The organism is Xanthomonas pisi DSM 18956, from assembly GCF_001010415.1.
Lineage (GTDB): Bacteria > Pseudomonadota > Gammaproteobacteria > Xanthomonadales > Xanthomonadaceae > Xanthomonas > Xanthomonas pisi.
This window is the reverse complement of record NZ_JPLE01000065.1, coordinates 1-18360: the sequence shown is the minus strand read 5'-3', so window position 1 is coordinate 18360 and position 18360 is coordinate 1. Positions and strand designations below refer to the sequence as shown.

The window sequence follows — 18360 nt, the reverse complement described above, 5'->3', positions numbered from 1 at the left end:
GGTGGGCGGGCAAGGACCTGTCGAGATGGTTCGGTGTGCCAGGTTTTAAGAAAGCTACCGGTCGACTCTCTGGTGCGGTGTCCTCGCCGCTTGCGGGACCGTGTGGCGGCATGGATGCCGCCACCAAGCCCCCAGGGACGGGCTCACGGCGTGTCCCGCGAGCGGCGAGGGCACCGCGCACTCGACCCACTCAGCGTTTGATCTGGACTTCCCATGCGTTTGACCTGAACTTCCGACGACATCCACCAGGATGCGGCCGAGAAAACCACTGCATTCACCACTCAGGCCTTGAGCCGATAACCGCTGCGGAAGATCGCCGCCACCACGCCCAGGCACACCACCAGAAACAGGAACGTCATGCCGGTGCTCACCGCGATGTGCACGTCGGCCTTGCCGTAGAAACTCCAGCGGAAACCGCTGATCAGATACACCACCGGGTTGAACAAGGTGACCTTCTGCCAGATCGGCGGCAGCATGTTGATCGAGTAGAAACTGCCGCCCAGGAAGGTCAGCGGCGTCACCACCATCAGCGGGATCACCTGCAGCTTTTCGAAGCCGTTGGCCCAGATGCCGATGATGAAACCGAACAGGCTGAAGGTCAGCGCGGTAAGCACCAGAAAACCCAGCATCCACACCGGGTGGGCGATCTCGTACGGTACGAACAGCCGCGCGGTGAGCAGGATCAGCAAGCCCAGCATCACCGACTTGCTGGCCGCCGCGCCGACGTAGCCGATCACGATCTCCCACCATGCCACCGGCGCCGACAATACCTCGTAGATGGTGCCGGCCCAGCGCGGCATGTAGATGCCGAACGAGGCATTGGAGATGCTCTCGTTGAGCAGCGACAGCATCACCAGCCCGGGAATGATGAAGGCGCCGTAGCTGATGCCGTCGATATCGCCCATGCGCGAGCCGATCGCCGCGCCGAACACCACGAAGTACAGCGAGGTCGACAACACCGGCGAGGCGATCGACTGGGTGAGCGTGCGGAACGCGCGTGCCATTTCGAAGCGATAGATCGCCGCAATCGCATGCAGGTTCATGCGCGCACCTGCGCAGCGCGAGCGCCATGCACCAGGTTGACGAAGATCTCTTCCAGCGAGCTTTCGCTGGAATGCAGGTCCTTGAAGTCGATGCCGTGCTCGTTGAGCCGGCGCAGCAGCGCGCCGATGCCGGTCTGCTCGGCCTGGGTGTCGAAGGTGTAGATCAGGCTGTTGCCATCGGCCGATACTTCCAGCGGCAGGTCCGCCAGCGCGGCGGGCAGCGCCTGCAGCGGCGACTGCAGGCTCAGGGTCAGCTGCTTCTTGCCCAGCTTGCGCATCAGCGTGTGCTTGTCTTCCACCAGCACCAGCTCGCCGCGATTGATGACCCCGACGCGGTCGGCCATGTCTTCGGCTTCCTCGATGTAATGGGTGGTCAGGATGATGGTGGTGCCCTGCTCGCGCAGCCGCCGCACCATCTGCCACATGTCGTGGCGCAGCTCCACGTCCACCCCGGCGGTGGGCTCGTCCAGAAACAGGATGCGCGGCTCGTGCGCCAGCGCCTTGGCGATCAACACGCGCCGCTTCATGCCGCCGGACAAGGTGGAAATCTTGTTGTTGCGCTTGTCCCACAGCGAGAGCTCGCGTAATACCGCTTCCAGGTACTGCGGGTTGGCCGGCTTGCCGAACAGGCCGCGACTGAAACGCACCGTGGCCCACACCGTTTCGAACGCGTCAGTGGCCAACTCCTGCGGCACCAGCCCGATGCTCGCGCGTGCGGCGCGGTAGTCGCGCACGATGTCGTGGCCATCGGCCAGCACGGTGCCCGTGCTGGGATTGATGAGCCCGCAGATGATGCTGATCAAGGTGGTCTTGCCGGCGCCGTTGGGGCCAAGCAGCGCGAAGATCTCGCCACGCTGGATGTCCAGGTCCACGTGTTTGAGCGCCTGGAAACCGCCGGCGTAGGTCTTGCTCAATCCCTGGATGGAAACGATGGGCGTCATGGGTTCTGCACGGGGACGATAAGCGCCACAGGGTAGGCCGTGCGGCATGAAAATGGCAGCAGCGCGGGTGGGATGGTGTCTCCCGAGGCGCGCGCAGGAGCGTGAGCGAACTGGGCTGCGCACGCTACGTCTCTACGTTGGCGCATTTCTCTGTAGGAGCGCGCTTACGCGCGATGGCGCGCTCCCGCCAACGCCCCATCGCGCCCAGGTGCGCTCCTACCCAAACACGGCAACCGCCGTGGCTCTTGCGATTCCCCAATCCCGATTCCCGATTCCCGCGCGCGCCAGCGCGCTCAAGCGCGCTTGCGCGACTCGATCAGATCCAGATTGCGCACCAGCCGGCGCGACAGGTCGTCGGAAATCTCGCGACGGCGCGCCAGCTTGAACAGCTCGTTGCGCTCGGCCACCAGCGCGGCGTGACGGAACTGGCGCAAGGCCTGCTCGTAGGCGCCGGCTTCTTCCGGGTCGGTCTCGGCCATGTCCACCGCGCCCAGCTTGCGCTGATAGCGTTGGCTGACCTGGTTGGCGGCGGCGTTGTAGCGCTCGGCATGCGCGCTGTCTTCCACCAGCCGCTGGCGCAACTTCTCCACTGCCTCCAGCGCTGCCTGCGAGGCCGCCTTCACCGCCAGGTCTTCCTTTTGCTGCTCGTCTTCTTCTTCCGGCAATTCCAGCCCGCGCAGCAGCCGCGGCAATGCCACGCTGGCCACCAGCAACGACACCAGGATCACCGATGCGGCCAAGAAGATCGCCAGCTGGCGGGCTGGAAACGGCGAGCCGTCATCCAGCATCAAGGGCAAGGTGAGCACACCGGCCAGGGTGATCGCACCGCGCACGCCGGCCAGCGACACCGCCACCACGATCCGCCACGGCGGGCTCACGTGCGCCTCGCCGCGTCGCTGCGCCTTGAAGATGTTCCAGCGCAGCGACAGGAACACCCACACAAAGCGCAACGCCATCAGGCTGGCACTGATGGTGGCCACGTACACCGCCAGCCACCACGGATTGAGGTGCCCGGCCTCCTGCACGCTGCGCACCGCGCCATCCAGGATGCCCGGCAACTGCTCGCCCAGCAGCACGAAGATGATGCCGTTGAAGGTGAACTGCACCGTGTCCCACACCGCCGAGCGCTGCAGGCGCATGTTGCCCGGCGCGTTGCCGGCCATTTCCACGTAGCTCATGGTGATGCCCGCTGCGACCGCGGCCAGGATGCCGGAGGCATGGAAGGCTTCGGCCAGCAGATAGGCGGCGAACGGCGTGAGCAGGTTGACCAGGATTGCCGAGCCGGGTTCTTCGCCGAAGTGGCGCCAGATCCAGGCCTGGATCCGGCTCAGCCCGAAGGTGGTGGCCACGCCCAGCGCCAACCCGGCCAGCGCGACCCACAGGAAGGTGAGCGAAGCGGTCGCCACCGAAAAGGTCCCGGTGAGCACGGCGGCCACCGCGAATTGGAAGCACACCAGGCCGGAGGCGTCGTTGAGCAGCGACTCGCCCTCGAGGATGTGCATCAGACGCTTGGGGATCGGCACCTTGGAGGCGATCGACGACACCGCCACCGGGTCGGTCGGCGAGATGATCGCCGCGAGCGCAAACGCCACGGCCAACGGCATCGCCGGGATCAACCAATGGATCAGCAACCCGGCCCCGATCACCGTGAACACCACCAGGCCCAGCGCCAGCTCCAGGATCGCCGCCTTGTCGCGGAACAGGCCTTGTTTGGGAATGCGCCAGCCATCCAGGAACAGCAGCGGCGGCAGGAACAACAGGAAGAACAGTTCCGGTTCCAGTTCGTGCCCCGCATCGAACACGCCGGAGACCACCGCGCCTAGCGCGATCTGGACCAACGGCAATGGCAGCGAGAACGGCAGGATGCGGATCAGATAACCGCTGGCCGCGACCGCCAGCAACATGGCGAGGACGACATCGATCGAATGCATAAAAACCCGGAAGAAGAGACGGCCACACGTGCGGCATCGTCTTGCGACGCACAACAACGCACCTACGGGAACATACCGGTTTGCAACCGGTGATGAAACCACCGCGCCACCTAGGCCTGGGCGTGGTCCCGCGCGGTGACCGCCGCAGGGGTGTGGTGCGGCAGCGCTGTGGCCGGTGTCTGTCGATCAGACACTCTGGCTGCCGGATGGACAGGCCCACACGACGAGGCGGCCATGCTTGGTCAAGAAGGATTTCCCACAGCACGAGGAACCGCAGCGCCATCGTGGCAATGCGACAGGACCGCAATGCGCATGCGGGCGGCCGGCAGGCGATGGAGCAATCGCCAAGGCCTGCAGTCGCTCGATCGCCTGGAACTCACGTGCCGTCGAGAGCGGCCGGCACTGTGATCGCTCGCGATGTCGGGCATGCCGGCGGCATGCCCGCGCAGATCGCCCGAACGCAGATCAGCTGTGGTGAACGTGCGTGTTCGCGTGCGGCTTCGATTGCCGGGCGCCCTGGACCGGGACCAGGAAGCTCGCTTCATGCAGTTGCAGCCTGGAGTCGTAGTGACTGACCGTCACCTTGACCGTCTTGACCTTCTTCTTGAAGGCGTACGGCCACTGAGCGCCCACCATCTCCTGCCCGGGCTTCTGACCGTCAGTGTCTTCGACACGCTTGATGCGCACCGGGTAATTGCCTGCGCCACCGTTGTCCGCATCGTCGGCGTCGGACACGTCGATATGCGCTTTCGAAAACGCCAGTGTCGACGGGCCGCCGTCCTTGAAGTTGGCGCTGTCGTCGAATCCGATGTTCCTGTAGCTGTAGCTCAGCAGGATCACTTGCGTGGGAACCCAGGAGCCGCCGCCATGGTCGGGAATGTTCACCTTGGCCACGCGCGCGGAATCAACGGTGAATTCCCACTCCCCCGGGACAATCCACTTCTGCCCTGGTCGATAGATGTCGCGCGCAGGCATCGCAGCGGCCGCTGGTGACGCATGCGTAGGCGTGACCGCCGATGCCTGTGCAATGCCGAATGACGCCAGCGCGCCGGCCACCAACACGGTCGGCAGCACCAATCGATTGAACTCGCTCTTTCTGGACTTCATGTTTTACAGCCTTGAGAACTGGTTATCACGCAAGGCCATGGACAATAACGGCACTGGTCGGCGTCGCTTCTGCCAATGGCGAACATTCGTGCCGCTTTGGGCGGTCATGACACTGGCGACGACGACGCTGGGCCTGGTAACGGTCTGATCGCACATCGCCTGCAGTGCAGTTGCACCGTCGCGTTTTCAACACGGTCGCTCGGCCTGCACCGCGGTCGCTGATCGAACAGACTCAACCATGGGCGACGCGATTGCGGTCCGCGACGACGGAAATGCAATGTCGTTGCAGCGCAGCATCTTCGTGTAAAAACTGCGTGATGCATCCGCGCCGCAGTCGGCCGCGTATCCAGATCCACGATTGCCATCCAGGTAATCGCTCACCCAAAGGATCGATGCCTCATGAAGACCTCATTCCAGTCGCTTGCCCTCGCCACCGCCATTGCCCTGACCAGCGCAATGGCTCCCGTTTACGCTGCGTCCAATCCGATGGTGGGTGGCGCACCGATGCTGGCCACCAAGGACATCGTCGACAACGCGGTCAACTCCAAGGACCACACCACGTTGGTGGCAGCCGTCAAAGCCGCTGGCCTGGTGGACACCCTGAAGGGCCCGGGCCCGTTCACCGTCTTCGCCCCGACCAATGCTGCGTTTGCCGCGCTGCCGGCCGGCACGGTGGACACGCTGTTGAAGCCCGAATCCAAGCCGACGCTGACCAAGGTACTGACCTACCACGTGGTGCCGGGCAAGGTGGATGCCGCCTCGTTGATCGCAAAGATCAAGGCCGGTGGCGGTAGCGCCACGCTGACCACCGTGCAGGGCGAGCCGCTGACCGCCAAGCTCAATGGCAAGAAGGTCACCCTCACCGACGTCAAAGGCAACACCGCCACCGTCACCATCGCCGACGTCAATCAGAGCAATGGCGTGATCCATGTGATCGACAAGGTGCTGATGCCGTAACTGCAGGCGCATCGCTGGCGCCTGATCGTCTCTCCCACCGGCGCAAACCTGTCGAATCTGCGCCGGCGGGTAGCGCGCGACACAGCCGCTGGCGCCTGATCGCATGGTGCACTGGTGGGCACTCGTTGCGGCAACACTCTGGTCGTGTCCACTGGCGCGTCCATGCACCGATTCATGCGCGTCCATTTGCAGGATGCGCCACCCAACCGCGAAGCGGCGGTAACGAGGTCGCCGGCATGCCGGCGACCTCACTTGGTGTCTTGTTCCTCCGACACCATGCGCGTGCATTTGCACGCGCTTTTTTTATGCGTCGGCCGGACGGCCTGCCTCACCCGGCGGCGCCAACAATTGCCTGAGGTCCTCCACAAAGCCGCGATAGCCTTCCTCGCGCGCCACCTCGGAGCCTTGCCGCAGCACCCAGGACGGATGCACGGTCGCCAGTACCGGCGTGCCGTCGTCCAGCCGTTGCCACTGCCCACGCCGCTGCATCAAGCGAAAACCCGCCCCCAGCACCGCCTGCGCTGCGGTCGCTCCAAGACAGACGATCTGCGCCGGGCGCAGCTGCGCACGCTCGGCCTGCAGCCAACCACTGCAGGCCTGCACATGCGCGCGCTCGGGATTGCGATGCAGGCGCCGCTTGCCGCGCTGTTCGAAGCGGAAGTGCTTGACCGCATTGGTCACGTAGAACGCCTTGCGGTCCACGCCCAGCTCGCCGAGCGCCATGGTGAACAGACGCCCGGCCGGGCCCACGAAGGGGCGCCCGCTCAGATCCTCTTCGTCGCCGGGTTGTTCGCCGATGACCATCACCGACGCGTCGTCCGGTCCTTCGCCGAACACCGTCTGCGTGGCGGGCTGCCACAGCTCGCAGCGACGACAGTCGCGCGCCGCCGTGCGCAACTGCGCCAGGCTTTGCGTTGCAACGTCCAGCACCGGCGCGGGCGCCACCGGTACGCGCCGCCGCACCGGCTCGGGCGCACGCTCGGCCATCTCGCGCACCCGCACACCGGCCTCGCGGATCAACTCCGGAAGCAGCGCCGCTTCGGGCAGGTTTTTCCAGTATTTCTGCGGCATTTCCTGCCGCATCATGGTGGGGTTGAGCCGCGCGGGATTGAAGATGTGCGCGTAGTACGTGCGCCACAAGGTTTCCTGCGCATCGTCGGCCGGCACCTGCGAACGCACCGCACCATCGCCGAACGACAGCGCCTCACCATCCCAGCGCACGCTGCGGTAAGGCGTGAGGATCGCCCACTGCATGCCGGCAAAGCGCCGCGCGAAGAACGGCGCCACCCGATCCACGATGCAGTGCTCGGGCTCGAACCAGGCGACGAACGCCTCTTCTTCCCCGGGCAGACGGCGAAAGCGCACAAACGCCTTCATCTTGTGGGTGTCGCGCTGCACGGCCTTTTGCCACTGCGCAAGCCGGTGCACATCCGCATCGGTGGCGCGCTCCAGCAGCGCCTTCTCACCCGAAGCAATTCGCCACAACAACCGGTACAGCACCGCATGCCGCTGCGGATCGCGATGGCACAGCACCGCTGCCGCCAGCTGCATGAAGTCCGCCGACACCCGCGGCGGCGGCACGCTCACCGGCAGCTCCAGCACCCCCTGCCCCACCAACAACCCGCCCTGCGCCCCACCGTTCCATGCCACATCGTCCGGCTCCACCTGCGCGCACCAGGCCGCCCGCGCCAGCGTACGCCATGCTTCGAAACTCCACGGTGGTTCGACCTCAGCGCTGAACATCATCACACCTGACCTCAAAATTTCCGATCTCGCCATCACTCTACTGGCGGCACTATCGTTGCGTTGTTGCTTTTTTTTCGCGGGCTTTTGCGGCCATTGCTGCTACTGGTACTGCTTGTCGCTTGTCGCTTGTCGTAGTTGATTTTGCTGCACCAAGTCGCCTTGGAGCGAGCCGCGCACCGCAGCCATGCGTGGCCGAAGAGGCGCCCTGTCTGAGCGCAGCGAGTTTGGGCGCCGTGCCGCGTATGGCGAGGAGCACAGGGCACCGGTGCGGCTGTATCGCACCGGATCGCGTCAGGCGACAGCGGTTTTGGTTACTTTTGCCAAGACAAAGGTAACCCGCGCCGCAAGGCGTGGAAGCTCCTTGCGCACGGATTCGGCGACCGGAGTCGGGGATTCGTAGAAGCAATCAGGAACGTCCAGGTCATACGTTCGGGCGCACCCTCATCCGCCCGTCGTGCACCTTCTCGCGACGGGCGAAGGCATGAGCATCAATCGAACAAGCTTGCCTGCCGCGGCGCGGGCGCCAACTGTGCCCGTAGTCGAACCGGATCGTCCAAGCGCTGACGCGGATGATGGTCCAGCACACTCACAAACGGCAGCAGCTTCTTCATCGGGACCCGCAGCCGCGCCAGGTCGCCCACCCGCAACCGCGCATGCCGGCGCGACAACAGCAAACGCTCCACATTGCGGGTGCCCAGACCGGGCACCCGCAACAGCATCTCGCGCGGCGCCACATTCAGATCCACCGGAAACCGCTGCGGATTACGCAGCGCCCAGGCCAGTTTGGGGTCCACATCCAGATCCAGCATGCCGCTGGATTGCGAAGGGGCGATTTCTTCTACAGAAAATTCGTAGAACCGCAACAACCAATCGGCCTGATACAAGCGGTGCTCGCGCTGCAGCGGCGGCGCCTGCAACGGCAACTTGGACGAGGCATCCGGGATCGGACTGAAGGCCGAGTAATACACCCGGCGCATGCGGAAGTTGCCATACAGGTTGTGGCTGGTGTCCAGGATGCTGCGGTCGTTGGCATCGTCGGCGCCGACGATCATCTGCGTACTTTGCCCGGCCGGCGCAAAGCGGGGCGGCTTGGCCCGGCGCACCTTTTCTGCCTTGCGCTCCAGCTGGTTTTCTTCGATGCGCCAACGCAGCTCGCCCATCGCCGATCGAATGCCGCCGACGCTTTTTTCTGGCGCCAGCAAGGTCAGGCCCTGCTCGGTCGGCAACTCCACATTGATGCTCAGACGATCGGCATAGCGGCCAGCCGCGGCCAGCAGCTCGGGCGCGGCGTCGGGAATGGTCTTGAGATGGATGTAGCCGGCAAAGCGGTGCACCTCGCGCAGCTGCCGCGCCACTTCCACCAGTTGCTCCATGGTGTAGTCGGAGTTGCGGATGATGCCGCTGGACAGGAACAGGCCTTCGATGTAATTGCGCTTGTAGAAATCCAGCGTCAACGTGACCACTTCTTCCGGCGTGAAGCGCGCGCGGCGCACATTGCTGGACACGCGATTGACGCAGTAGGCGCAGTCGAAGATGCAGAAGTTGGTCAACAGGATCTTCAGCAGCGATACGCAGCGGCCATCGGGCGTGTACGAGTGGCAGATCCCCATGCCCTCGGTGCTGCCGATCCCGCCCGTTCCCAGCGAATTGCGCTTGTTGGCACCACTGGAGGCGCAGGAGGCATCGTATTTGGCGGCGTCGGCAAGGACGGCGAGCTTGTCGAGGAGTTTCACGCGGGCAGCATGCAGGCAAGGCGTCTCAGCCTATGAGACTGCACCGCAGCCTATCGTGAATGCTTCAGAGCGCTGCGGCACCGCAGTAACGCCGTCATCGCCGCAGTGCCGCCACGATGACGGCACTGCCCTGACGACCGGATCACGCAGCGATCGCCGCATCGCCGTCGAAGCGGTACAGATCCATCGCCAGGAAGCCCCCGTCGATGCCGGCGTCGATCCGCTGCGCTCCGAGATGGTCGCTGCCGGCCGCGCCCATCGCCACATATAGCGGCAACAGGTGCTCGTCGCTGGGATGCGCGCGCTCGGCATAGGGCGCCTGGCGGCGATAGTCGAGCAGCGCGGCGATGTCGTTTTCCAGCAGTTTGCGTTCGGTCCATTCGATGAAGGGCCGTACATACGGCGCCTCGCGCTCGGCGCTGTAGCCGTGGCGGAAATCGTGCAGGTTGTGGGTGATGCTGCCCGAGCCGATCACCAACACGCCGTCGTCGCGCAGCGGCGCCAATGCGCGCCCCACCGCAAACTGATGCGCAGGGCCGAGTTCGGGCTGGATCGACACCGACACCACCGGGATGTCGGCAGCCGGGTACAGCAAGCGCAGCGGCACCCACACGCCGTGATCCAGGCCGCGTTGCGGGTCCAGCTGCGGATGCAGGCCGGCCTGTTCCAGCCGCCGGGTGATCTGCTGCGCCAGCGCAGGCTCACCGGGGGCGGGATATTCCAGCGCGTACAACGGCGCAGGAAAACCGCCGAAGTCGTGGATGGTGGCAGGCCGCGCCGCGCCGCTGACCAGCGGGCGACGGCCCAGCCAGTGCGCCGTGGCGACCACGATCGCGCGCGGCCGCGGCAATCGCTGCCGCAGCTCTTCCAGACGCAGCCCGACCTGGCCGGGCTGCAACGCCGTCATCGGCGATCCGTGCGAGATATACAGCGATGGCAGGCGGCTCATGCGTGGCTCCCTGAAATGACGGACATCAGCGCGCCGGCTTCAGCGCGAATGCGCCATCGCCCAGCAGCGATTGCACGACCAGCAACACCGCCCACAGCGCCGGGTACTCCCAGCCGCCACCGGGGTTGGAAAAACCGAACCCGTTGGCGCCATGCACGCTGACGATGGTGCCCAGCAGCAGCGGTACGCCCAGCAGCGCCGTCCAGCGCACGTAGACGCCCAGCAGCAAGGACAGGCCCAGGCCCAGTTCCAGAGCGATGGTGAGATAGGCCAGCGCGACCGGCAGGCCGAGCGAGTGGAAATAGGCCACGGTGCCGGCCGGGGTGAACACCAGCAGCTTGGTCAGGCCATGCACCAGGAACAGCACGCCCAGGCTGATGCGCAGCAGCGCCGCGCCATAAGCGGCCCTGCGAGGGATTGCGAGGTGATCGGACATGACGGCACTCCATAGACGACCAGCACAGCCTATTCCCTACAGAAATCTGATAAATACGTCGGAATCGGATAATTTATTGCACTGAAAGAAACAATCGGAGCAGCTATGGATACCCTGGATGCAATGCGCGTGTTCACTGCAGTTGCCGAACGCAGCGGCTTCAGCGCCGCAGCCGATGCGCTGGACCGCTCCACCGCCAACGTCACCCGCCAGGTCGCCGCGCTCGAACAACGCCTGGGCACGCGCCTGCTCAACCGCACCACGCGCCGGGTCAGCCTGACCAGCGCCGGCACGGCGTATTACCAGCGTTGCCTGCAGCTGCTGGCCGATCTGGACGACCTGGAAGCCACCATCGGGGCGCAGGCGCTGGAGCCGTCCGGGGTGCTGCGGGTCAATGCGCCGGTGAGCTACGGGATCGAGCGGCTGGGCGCGCTGCTGCCCGGCTTTCGCGCACGCTATCCGCAGGTGGAGCTGGACCTGTCGCTGTCCGATCGCCTGGTCGACATGGTCGAAGAAGGCTTCGATGTCGCCATCCGCATCACCCGCCAGCCGGCGCCGATGCTGATCGCGCGGCAGCTGGGCAAGGTCCGGCTGCTGCCCTGCGCATCGCCCGCCTATCTGGCGCGCGCCGGCACGCCGACGCACCCGTCCGATCTGGCCGGTCACGAATGCCTGCTGTATCAGTACTCGCCCAGCGGCGACGAGGTGCGCTTCCACGGGCCGGACGGCGATGTCGATGTCCGCATCCGCGGCGGGCTGCGCGCCAACAACGGGCATGTGCTCAATGCGGCGGCGCTGGCCGGCCAGGGCATCGTGATGCAACCGGACTTCCTGGCCGATGCGCATATCGCCAGCGGCCGCATGCAACGCATCCTGCCCGAGTACGAACTCGGCGAGATCGGCATCTTTGCGGTGTACGCCAGCCGCAGCCATCTGGCGCCAAAGGTGCGCAGCTTCATCGACTACCTGCTCGAATGCCTGGCCGAGCCGGCGGCCGGCTAAACGCATTGGCAATACGCGGCAGCAGCCGTCAGTTGGGGTGGAGGGTGCGCTCAGCAGCGGAATGTGCGGGCGATCCCTGTTGCTCCAACTGCATGACCGCGCACGTCCGGCTGTGCAGTCGCCGTATGGGACGCCCAAAGCGGCCCCGGCAACAGTTCGTCCCGCACGTGGTCATTCATCTGTCGCGGCCGGTGTGCGCACAATCGGGCTCCCCCGTTCAGCAGGAGCATCCATGAGCAAGATCGCCATCGTGTATTTCAGCGGCTACGGCCACACCGCCAAGCAGGCCGAAGCCGTGCATGCAGGAGCCGCCAGCGTCGGCGAGGCCACGCTGTACCGCATCGACCAGGACGGCAACCTGCCCGACGACGCCTGGGAGGCGATCGGCGCAGCCGACGCGATCATCTACGGCAGCCCCACCTACATGGGCGGGCCGGCCTGGCAGTTCAAGAAGTTTGCCGATGCCAGCTCCAAGCCGTGGTTTGCGCAGGCATGGAAGGACAAGGTCGCCGCCGGCTTCACCAACTCGGCCTCGGCGAACGGCGACAAGGTCACCACCATTCAGTACTTGTGGACCCTGTCGCAGCAGCATGGCCAGATCTGGGTGGGCACCGGGCTGCCACCGGCCAACACCAAGGCACACGGGCCGCAGGACGTGAACTGGACTGGCGGTTGGGGCGGCGCACTGGCGATTTCGCCGTCGGACGCCTCGCCGGACGAGGCCCCGCGCAGCGGCGATCTGGAAACGGCCAAGCTGTTCGGCAAGCGTGTCGCCGAGTTCGCCAGCAAGCTCAAGGCCTGATCGCACCGCACGCCAACCCGCGCAGGGCCTCAGCCTTCGCCTGACGCCCTGCGCGGGTTGTGCGTGATGGCATGGGCCACATTGCGCTAACGCGCGCCGCGCCACCCTCCCCGCCTACTCCGCTGCACGGACTTCCCCACCATGCAAACCCGCACGCTTGGCCGTTCCGGCCCCACCGTTTCTGCCCTCGGCCTTGGCTGCATGGGCATGAGTGCGTTCTATGGCGATCGTCGCGATGAGGCGAGCTCGATCGCGGTGATCCATCGCGCGCTCGACCACGGCATCAGCCTGCTCGACACCGCCGACATGTATGGCCCGCATACCAACGAAGTGCTGGTGGGCAAGGCGATCGCATCGCGCCGGCACGAGGTGTTCCTGGCCACCAAATTCGGCATCAAGCTCGACCCGAACGATCCGTCGGTGCGCGGCATCGATGGCAGCCCGGCCTATGTGCAGTCCGCCTGTGAAGCCAGCCTGCGCCGTCTTGGCGTGGAGCACATCGATCTGTATTACCAGCACCGCGTGGATCCCAACGTGCCGATCGAAGACACCGTCGGTGCAATGGCGCGTCTGGTCGAACAGGGCAAGGTGCGCTTTCTCGGGCTTTCGGAAGCGGCCGCAGCCACCATCCGGCGCGCGCATGCCGTGCACCCGATCACCGCGGTGCAGACCGAATACTCGCTGTGGTCGCGCGAGCCAGAAGACGACGGCGTGTTCGCCACCGTGCGCGAGCTCGGCATCGGGTTCGTACCTTACTCGCCGCTTGGCCGCGGATTCTTGACCGGTGCGTTTTCATCGCCCGACGATTTCGACGCCGACGATTACCGCCGGCATTCGCCGCGGTTTCAGGGCGACAACTTCACCCGCAACCTGCAACTGGTGGCGCAGGTCAAGGCGATCGCCGCCGACAAGGGCATCACGCCCGGGCAGCTGGCGCTGGCGTGGGTGCTGGCACAGGGCCAGGATCTGATCCCGATCCCCGGCACCAAGCGTCAGGCGTATCTGGACGAGAACATCGCTGCGCTGGATGTGGCGCTGATGCCCGACGAACTGGCGCGCATCGATGCGATCTTCCCGGCGCAGGCCGCGGCCGGCACGCGTTATCCCGAAGCGATGATGGGCGCGCTCAACCGCTGAGCGGTGACCGCGTGGCTGCAGCGAACGCTGCGGTCACGCGCTGGCCAGCGCAAGCGTGCTTGCACAGTGCCGCCCCGAAGACGTCGGGCGGCAGCCATGCGTGCATCGCCCCGACAGCCACGTCCGGCCGAGCACGGCATGGATATGCGAATGTCTGCACTCACGCCCTCGCATCGCGGCGGCTTGCACACTCGGTGCACCATCGCTCCTACCGCGCCCACACCACGCCCCCATGCTGTCTTTCGTGATTCCCGCCCATGACGAAGCTGCGCTGATCGGTCAAACGCTGCAGTGCCTGCATGCCTGCGCGCAGGCGATGCAGCTGGACTACGAAGCGATCGTGGTGGCCGATGCCTGCGAGGACGCCACCGCCCGCATTGCGCGCGACAACGGCGCACAGGTGCTGGAAGTCCAGCTGCGGCATATCGCCGCCACCCGCAACGCCGGCGCGCAGGCCGCACAAGGCGAACGCCTGCTGTTTCTGGATGCAGATACCTTGATCAACCCGCAGGTCGTCGGCGCCGCACTGGCCGCGCTGGATGCCGGCGCGGTGGGCGGCGGTGCGCAGGTGCATCTGCAGGGCGAACGGGTGTGGTTCGAGCGGGCAGCGCAGGCCGCGTTCGGCTGGCTTTTCCGCGTTGCCGGCATCGCGCCTGGGTGCTTTCTGTTCTGCACGCGCGCCGCCTTCGTCAGCGCAGGCGGCTTCGATCCGCGGTACTACGCCGGCGAAGATGTCGCCTTGAGCCGCGCGCTGGCACGCTGCGGGCGCTTTGTGATCCTGCGCCAGACCGTCCACACCTCCGACCGCAAGCTGCGCAGTTTTTCCAAGCGCGAGCACCTGGTCCTGCTGCTGCGGTTTGTGTGGCGCGGGCGCCGCATGCTGCAGACCCGCGACGCGCTGGGCTTCTGGTATCAGCGACGGCGCTGAACCGAGCGTGTCCGCAGCGCAGCAGGATGCGGCGACACCTGCCCTCAAATCGGGACGTGGCCGTACATGCCACTTACACTGCGGTCCTTGTTCCTGGTTTCGAGTTGCGCCGCATGGCTTCTTTGCACCGCCCTGTCCTGATCGCTGCCATGGCTGCCGCGGCATTGACCACCGCAGCCTGTCACCGCGATGGCACGGCGCCGTCGGCCGACACCCGCACCACCCCCGCTCCCAGCACGCCCAAGCTGGGTGATTTCGGCTTCGACATGGCGGGTATGGATCGCAGCGTGACGCCGGGCGACGACTTCTTCCGTTATGCCAGCGGCAACTGGGTCAAGACCACGCAGATTCCCGACGACCGCTCCAGCGTCAACAGCTTCGTCAGCATCGCCATCGACACCGAGCGCCATAGCCGCGACATCATCGAAGGCGCCGCCGCCAACGACCGCGTCACCGGCGAAGACAAGCAGATTGGCGACTATTACGCCGCCTATATGGACGAAGCCAGCATCGAGGCCAAGGGCGTGCGGCCGGTGCAGCCGGAGCTCGACGCCATTGCGCAGCTGGAAGACAAGCAGGCGCTGGCACGCACCCTGGGCGGGCAGCTACGCGCCGATGTGGACTTGCTCAACTCGACCAATTTCTACACCGACCGTCTGTTCGGCCTGTGGGTGTCGCAGGATCTGCACACCCCCGGCCGCTACGCACCGTACCTGGTGCAAGGCGGCCTGGGCATGCCCGAGCGCAGCTTCTACCTGGACGGCGGGCGCATGGGGCAGCTGCGCGAGGCCTACCGCGCCCACATCGTCAAGGTGCTGGAACTGGCGGGCATCGACGATGCCCAGGCCAGGGCCGCGCGCATCCTGGCCCTGGAAGTCGCCATCGCGCGCGTACACGCCACGCCCGAGCAGACCAACAACGTGCAGGCGGGCGCAAATGCCTGGAAACAGGCCGATTTCGCGCGTAATGCGCCAGGCCTGGAGTGGGCGCTGTTCTTCGATGCCGCCGGCCTGAGGGCGCAGCAGGACTTCATCGTCTGGCAGCCGCAGGCCGTCCGTGGGTTGTCGGCGCTGGTGAAATCCGAACCGCTGGAGACCTGGAAGGACTACCTGCGTTTTCGCGCGCTGGATCGTGCATCGCCGTATCTGTCCAAGGCGTTTGCCGATGAGCGGTTTGCGTTCTACGGCACGACGCTGGAAGGCACACCGCAGCAACGCCAGCGCTGGAAGCGCGGAATCGACGCGACCAACGCCGCCCTGGGCGAAGCGGTGGGCAAGCGCTACGTACAGAAGTACGTCAGTGCGCAAACCAAGGCCCGCGCCGAGGAGATGGTCAAGAATCTGATCGCTGCATTCGGCAAGCGCATCGACGCGCTGGAGTGGATGACCCCGGAGACCAAACGACACGCCCGGGCCAAGATCGCCGGATTGACGGTAGCGGTGGGTTACCCGGACAGCTGGCGCGACTACAGCGCGCTCGACGTGCGTCGCGACGATGCGCTGGGCAACGTGGAACGCGCCGGCCTGTTCGAGTATCGCCGCAACATCGCCAAGCTGGGCAAGGCGGTCGATCATCGCGAGTGGTACATGTTGCCGCAGGAGGTCAATGCGCTGAATGTGCCGCTGGAAAATCGCCTGATCTTCCCGGCCGCGATTCTGCAACCGCCGTTCTTCGACCCGGCTGCCGACGATGCGGTGAACTACGGTGCGATCGGCGCGGTGATGGGGCACGAAATCAGCCACAGCTTCGACAACATGGGCGCGCTGTTCGACGAACACGGCGAGCTGCACAACTGGTGGACGCCGCAGGACCTGAAGAAATTCGAGGCTGCCGGCAATGCGCTCGCAGCGCAGTTCAGTGCGTACAAGCCGTTCGACGATCTGAGCGTGAACGGCAAGCTGACGCTTGGCGAAAACATCGCCGACGTTGCCGGCCTGGCAACCGCATACGACGCCTACCAGCTGTCGCTGCAGGGCAAGCAGCCGCAGACCATCGATGGCTTCAGCCCGGACCAGCGCTTCTTCCTGGGGTTTGCGCAGGCCTGGCGCGGCAAATACCGCGACGCCGCGCTGCGCAACGCCGTGCTCACCGACGTGCACGCACCCGGACGCTTCCGCGCACAGACCGTGCGCAATCTCGATGCCTGGTATCCGGCGTTCAATGTGCAGCAGGGCGAGCAGCTGTACCTGCCACCCGAGCAGCGGGTGCGGATCTGGTAGCTGGTGCTTGGCAGTGATGGCTGCTGCGTGCAACGCAGAGCCGGATCCATGGGCTGCAGTACGTTCTCTCTACCGTACCCTCACTCCAACCTACCCTCGCCCCAACCCCTCTCCCGGCGGGAGAGGGGCCAGCCCGCCGCGAGCGTTGAGACCCCCGCTAAATTCTGCTCTCAAGCCCCTCTCCCCCGGGAGAGGGGTTGGGGTGAGGGGACGGCCACACCGCGCACGATCCCCCGCGCCACACCACCGCCCTGCACCCCACAGGCAAGCACCCGCACTCATCGCTCCCCAGGCCACTGCAGCAGCACCGCCGGCGGCAACTGCATGCGCCTGCAGGCACGGGCCGATAGCCCATCACGCAACGCGGTGCGGAACAGCGGCGACAAGCTGCGCAGCAGCCGGGCCGATGCCCGTGCCTGCATGCGCTGGGTCGTGCTGCGACCCAGCATGTCGCTGGCCCAGCCCGGCAACAACGCAGTGCCGGCGCCGAGGAAGACGCCGCGCGACAGGCCTGCCGCAGGCACCGGCAGCTGGATGCTGGTGAGAACATCGAGCACCTCGCGCGAGCGTGCGTCCATGCGCAACTCGCCGCGCACCGACGCGAAATACGCGTCCACCGCGGCCTCGCTGGCGGGCACGTCGGCCGCGCCCAGGGCTTCGGCCACGCGTCGCGCTTCGGCGTAATAGCGGTCGGCGATTGCGCCAGGTACATCGCGGCAATAGCGCCGGCAGCCCTGCAGAAACCCGTAGGCTTCGGTGACATGCACCCAGGTCAGCAGCGCAGGATCGTTGGCCTCGTAGGACACGCCGTCGGCGGTGTGGCCACGGATATGCGCGTGAATGCGCCGCACGCGTGCGATCAGCTGCTCGACTTCGGCCTGCGGTGCGTAGGTCGTGCCGGCGACGAAGTTGGTGGTGCGCCGCAGCCGGCCGACCAGGTCGGCGCGGAAGTTGGAATGGTCGTAGACCCCGGCCAGCGCGCGCGGGTGCAGCAGTTGCAGCATCAAGGCGCACAAACCGCCGGACAGCATGCCGGGAAATTCGGAGTGCACGCGCCAGGTGACGCTGTCGGGCCCGAAGATGCCGGGGTCGCCAATCGGCTGATCGTATTCGATGCTGCTCTGGCCACGCGGAAATGCGCCCAGCACCCAGCGGCGAATCTGTTCGGCGGCGGGGTCGGTAAGGGGACGCAGGAAGGCAGACATGCGGCCATGATACGGGGGTGGCGGCACGACCACGTCAGCGCACCTGCGGCCCGGCACAGGTGCGCCGTCCGCCGGACCACACGGACAGGCCACAGCGTTTCTCGCAGTCGGGCCCGCTGGCACGCACATGCGATTGATGCGGCAGCATGCTGAGCAATCGCCAGAGCTAAGAGTGGCTAACAAAACTACTGCGCAGCCGCCAGGCGGGCGCGGCCGGTGCGCTG

16 protein-coding genes are annotated in these 18360 nt (G+C 65.9%); 7 read left to right on the top strand and 9 right to left on the bottom strand.

What is annotated here, in order from left to right; genetic code table 11:
• Positions 1 to 281: 281 nt before the first annotated feature.
• The 4 genes from Y887_RS14650 to Y887_RS14635 form a co-directional block, all read right to left on the bottom strand.
• On the bottom strand, positions 282 to 1043 hold the full coding sequence (locus Y887_RS14650) for an ABC transporter permease (protein WP_046965041.1): 762 nt from the start codon (positions 1041 to 1043) through the stop codon (positions 282 to 284).
• Entirely contained in the window at positions 1040 to 1984 is a 945-nt protein-coding gene (locus Y887_RS14645; RefSeq protein WP_046965040.1) for an ABC transporter ATP-binding protein, read from the bottom strand. Before Y887_RS14645 ends, Y887_RS14650 begins: the two co-directional genes overlap by 4 nt.
• A gap of 293 nt (positions 1985 to 2277) precedes the next feature.
• Positions 2278 to 3915, bottom strand: coding sequence for a Na+/H+ antiporter (locus Y887_RS14640; protein ID WP_046965039.1), 1638 nt, complete (start codon positions 3913 to 3915; stop codon positions 2278 to 2280).
• A 465-nt stretch (positions 3916 to 4380) separates the two neighbouring features.
• Positions 4381 to 4890, bottom strand: coding sequence for a hypothetical protein (locus tag Y887_RS14635; protein WP_245879418.1), 510 nt, complete (start codon positions 4888 to 4890; stop codon positions 4381 to 4383).
• Between the two features lie 31 nt (positions 4891 to 4921).
• On the opposite strand from Y887_RS14635, the gene Y887_RS20375 reads away from it, so the two are divergent.
• Both Y887_RS20375 and Y887_RS14630 read left to right on the top strand, forming a co-directional pair.
• Entirely contained in the window at positions 4922 to 5170 is a 249-nt protein-coding gene (locus Y887_RS20375; protein WP_146093407.1) for a hypothetical protein, read from the top strand.
• Positions 5171 to 5421: 251 nt separating this feature from the next.
• Complete coding sequence (locus tag Y887_RS14630) at positions 5422 to 5979, top strand: fasciclin domain-containing protein (RefSeq protein ID WP_046965038.1); 558 nt, start codon at positions 5422 to 5424, stop codon at positions 5977 to 5979.
• A gap of 303 nt (positions 5980 to 6282) precedes the next feature.
• Here the strand turns inward: Y887_RS14630 and Y887_RS14625 are convergent, their stop codons facing one another.
• The 4 genes from Y887_RS14625 to Y887_RS14610 form a co-directional block, all read right to left on the bottom strand.
• Positions 6283 to 7722, bottom strand: coding sequence for a UdgX family uracil-DNA binding protein (locus tag Y887_RS14625; RefSeq protein ID WP_046965042.1), 1440 nt, complete (start codon positions 7720 to 7722; stop codon positions 6283 to 6285).
• Positions 7723 to 8213: 491 nt separating this feature from the next.
• Entirely contained in the window at positions 8214 to 9458 is a 1245-nt protein-coding gene (locus tag Y887_RS14620) for a putative DNA modification/repair radical SAM protein (RefSeq protein ID WP_046965037.1), read from the bottom strand.
• Between the two features lie 142 nt (positions 9459 to 9600).
• Positions 9601 to 10407, bottom strand: a complete 807-nt coding sequence (locus Y887_RS14615) for a dioxygenase family protein (protein WP_046965036.1) — start codon at positions 10405 to 10407, stop codon at positions 9601 to 9603.
• Between the two features lie 25 nt (positions 10408 to 10432).
• Complete coding sequence (locus tag Y887_RS14610) at positions 10433 to 10843, bottom strand: DoxX family protein (RefSeq protein ID WP_046965035.1); 411 nt, start codon at positions 10841 to 10843, stop codon at positions 10433 to 10435.
• A gap of 105 nt (positions 10844 to 10948) precedes the next feature.
• On the opposite strand from Y887_RS14610, the gene Y887_RS14605 reads away from it, so the two are divergent.
• The 5 genes from Y887_RS14605 to Y887_RS14585 all read left to right on the top strand — a co-directional run bounded on the left by Y887_RS14605 (position 10949) and on the right by Y887_RS14585 (position 16931).
• Entirely contained in the window at positions 10949 to 11845 is an 897-nt protein-coding gene (locus tag Y887_RS14605; protein ID WP_046965034.1) for a LysR family transcriptional regulator, read from the top strand.
• A gap of 232 nt (positions 11846 to 12077) precedes the next feature.
• Complete coding sequence (locus tag Y887_RS14600) at positions 12078 to 12647, top strand: flavodoxin family protein (RefSeq protein WP_046965033.1); 570 nt, start codon at positions 12078 to 12080, stop codon at positions 12645 to 12647.
• A gap of 141 nt (positions 12648 to 12788) precedes the next feature.
• A complete protein-coding gene (locus tag Y887_RS14595) occupies positions 12789 to 13784 on the top strand; it encodes an aldo/keto reductase (protein WP_046965032.1) in 996 nt (331 codons plus the stop codon).
• 232 nt (positions 13785 to 14016) lie between these two features.
• On the top strand, positions 14017 to 14712 hold the full coding sequence (locus Y887_RS14590; RefSeq protein WP_046965031.1) for a glycosyltransferase: 696 nt from the start codon (positions 14017 to 14019) through the stop codon (positions 14710 to 14712).
• A gap of 149 nt (positions 14713 to 14861) precedes the next feature.
• On the top strand, positions 14862 to 16931 hold the full coding sequence (locus Y887_RS14585; RefSeq protein WP_046965030.1) for a M13 family metallopeptidase: 2070 nt from the start codon (positions 14862 to 14864) through the stop codon (positions 16929 to 16931).
• A gap of 278 nt (positions 16932 to 17209) precedes the next feature.
• Here Y887_RS14585 and Y887_RS14580 read toward each other — a convergent pair whose 3' ends face one another.
• A complete protein-coding gene (locus tag Y887_RS14580; protein WP_046965029.1) occupies positions 17210 to 18136 on the bottom strand; it encodes an oxygenase MpaB family protein in 927 nt (308 codons plus the stop codon).
• Positions 18137 to 18360: the final 224 nt, after the last annotated feature.

Excerpts from the sequence above, each read along its gene's own strand:
- Y887_RS14650 (WP_046965041.1), bottom strand. The coding sequence starts at position 1,043 with ATGAACCTGCATGCGATTGCGGCGATCTATCGCTTCGAAATGGCACGC.
- Y887_RS14645 (WP_046965040.1), bottom strand. The coding sequence starts at position 1,984 with ATGACGCCCATCGTTTCCATCCAGGGATTGAGCAAGACCTACGCCGGC.
- Y887_RS14640 (WP_046965039.1), bottom strand. The coding sequence starts at position 3,915 with ATGCATTCGATCGATGTCGTCCTCGCCATGTTGCTGGCGGTCGCGGCC.
- Y887_RS14635 (WP_245879418.1), bottom strand. The coding sequence starts at position 4,890 with ATGCCTGCGCGCGACATCTATCGACCAGGGCAGAAGTGGATTGTCCCG.
- Y887_RS14630 (WP_046965038.1), top strand. The coding sequence starts at position 5,422 with ATGAAGACCTCATTCCAGTCGCTTGCCCTCGCCACCGCCATTGCCCTG.
- Y887_RS14625 (WP_046965042.1), bottom strand. The coding sequence starts at position 7,722 with ATGTTCAGCGCTGAGGTCGAACCACCGTGGAGTTTCGAAGCATGGCGT.
- Y887_RS14615 (WP_046965036.1), bottom strand. The coding sequence starts at position 10,407 with ATGAGCCGCCTGCCATCGCTGTATATCTCGCACGGATCGCCGATGACG.
- Y887_RS14610 (WP_046965035.1), bottom strand. The coding sequence starts at position 10,843 with ATGTCCGATCACCTCGCAATCCCTCGCAGGGCCGCTTATGGCGCGGCG.
- Y887_RS14605 (WP_046965034.1), top strand. The coding sequence starts at position 10,949 with ATGGATACCCTGGATGCAATGCGCGTGTTCACTGCAGTTGCCGAACGC.
- Y887_RS14600 (WP_046965033.1), top strand. The coding sequence starts at position 12,078 with ATGAGCAAGATCGCCATCGTGTATTTCAGCGGCTACGGCCACACCGCC.
- Y887_RS14595 (WP_046965032.1), top strand. The coding sequence starts at position 12,789 with ATGCAAACCCGCACGCTTGGCCGTTCCGGCCCCACCGTTTCTGCCCTC.
- Y887_RS14590 (WP_046965031.1), top strand. The coding sequence starts at position 14,017 with ATGCTGTCTTTCGTGATTCCCGCCCATGACGAAGCTGCGCTGATCGGT.
- Y887_RS14585 (WP_046965030.1), top strand. The coding sequence starts at position 14,862 with ATGGCTGCCGCGGCATTGACCACCGCAGCCTGTCACCGCGATGGCACG.
- Y887_RS14580 (WP_046965029.1), bottom strand. The coding sequence starts at position 18,136 with ATGTCTGCCTTCCTGCGTCCCCTTACCGACCCCGCCGCCGAACAGATT.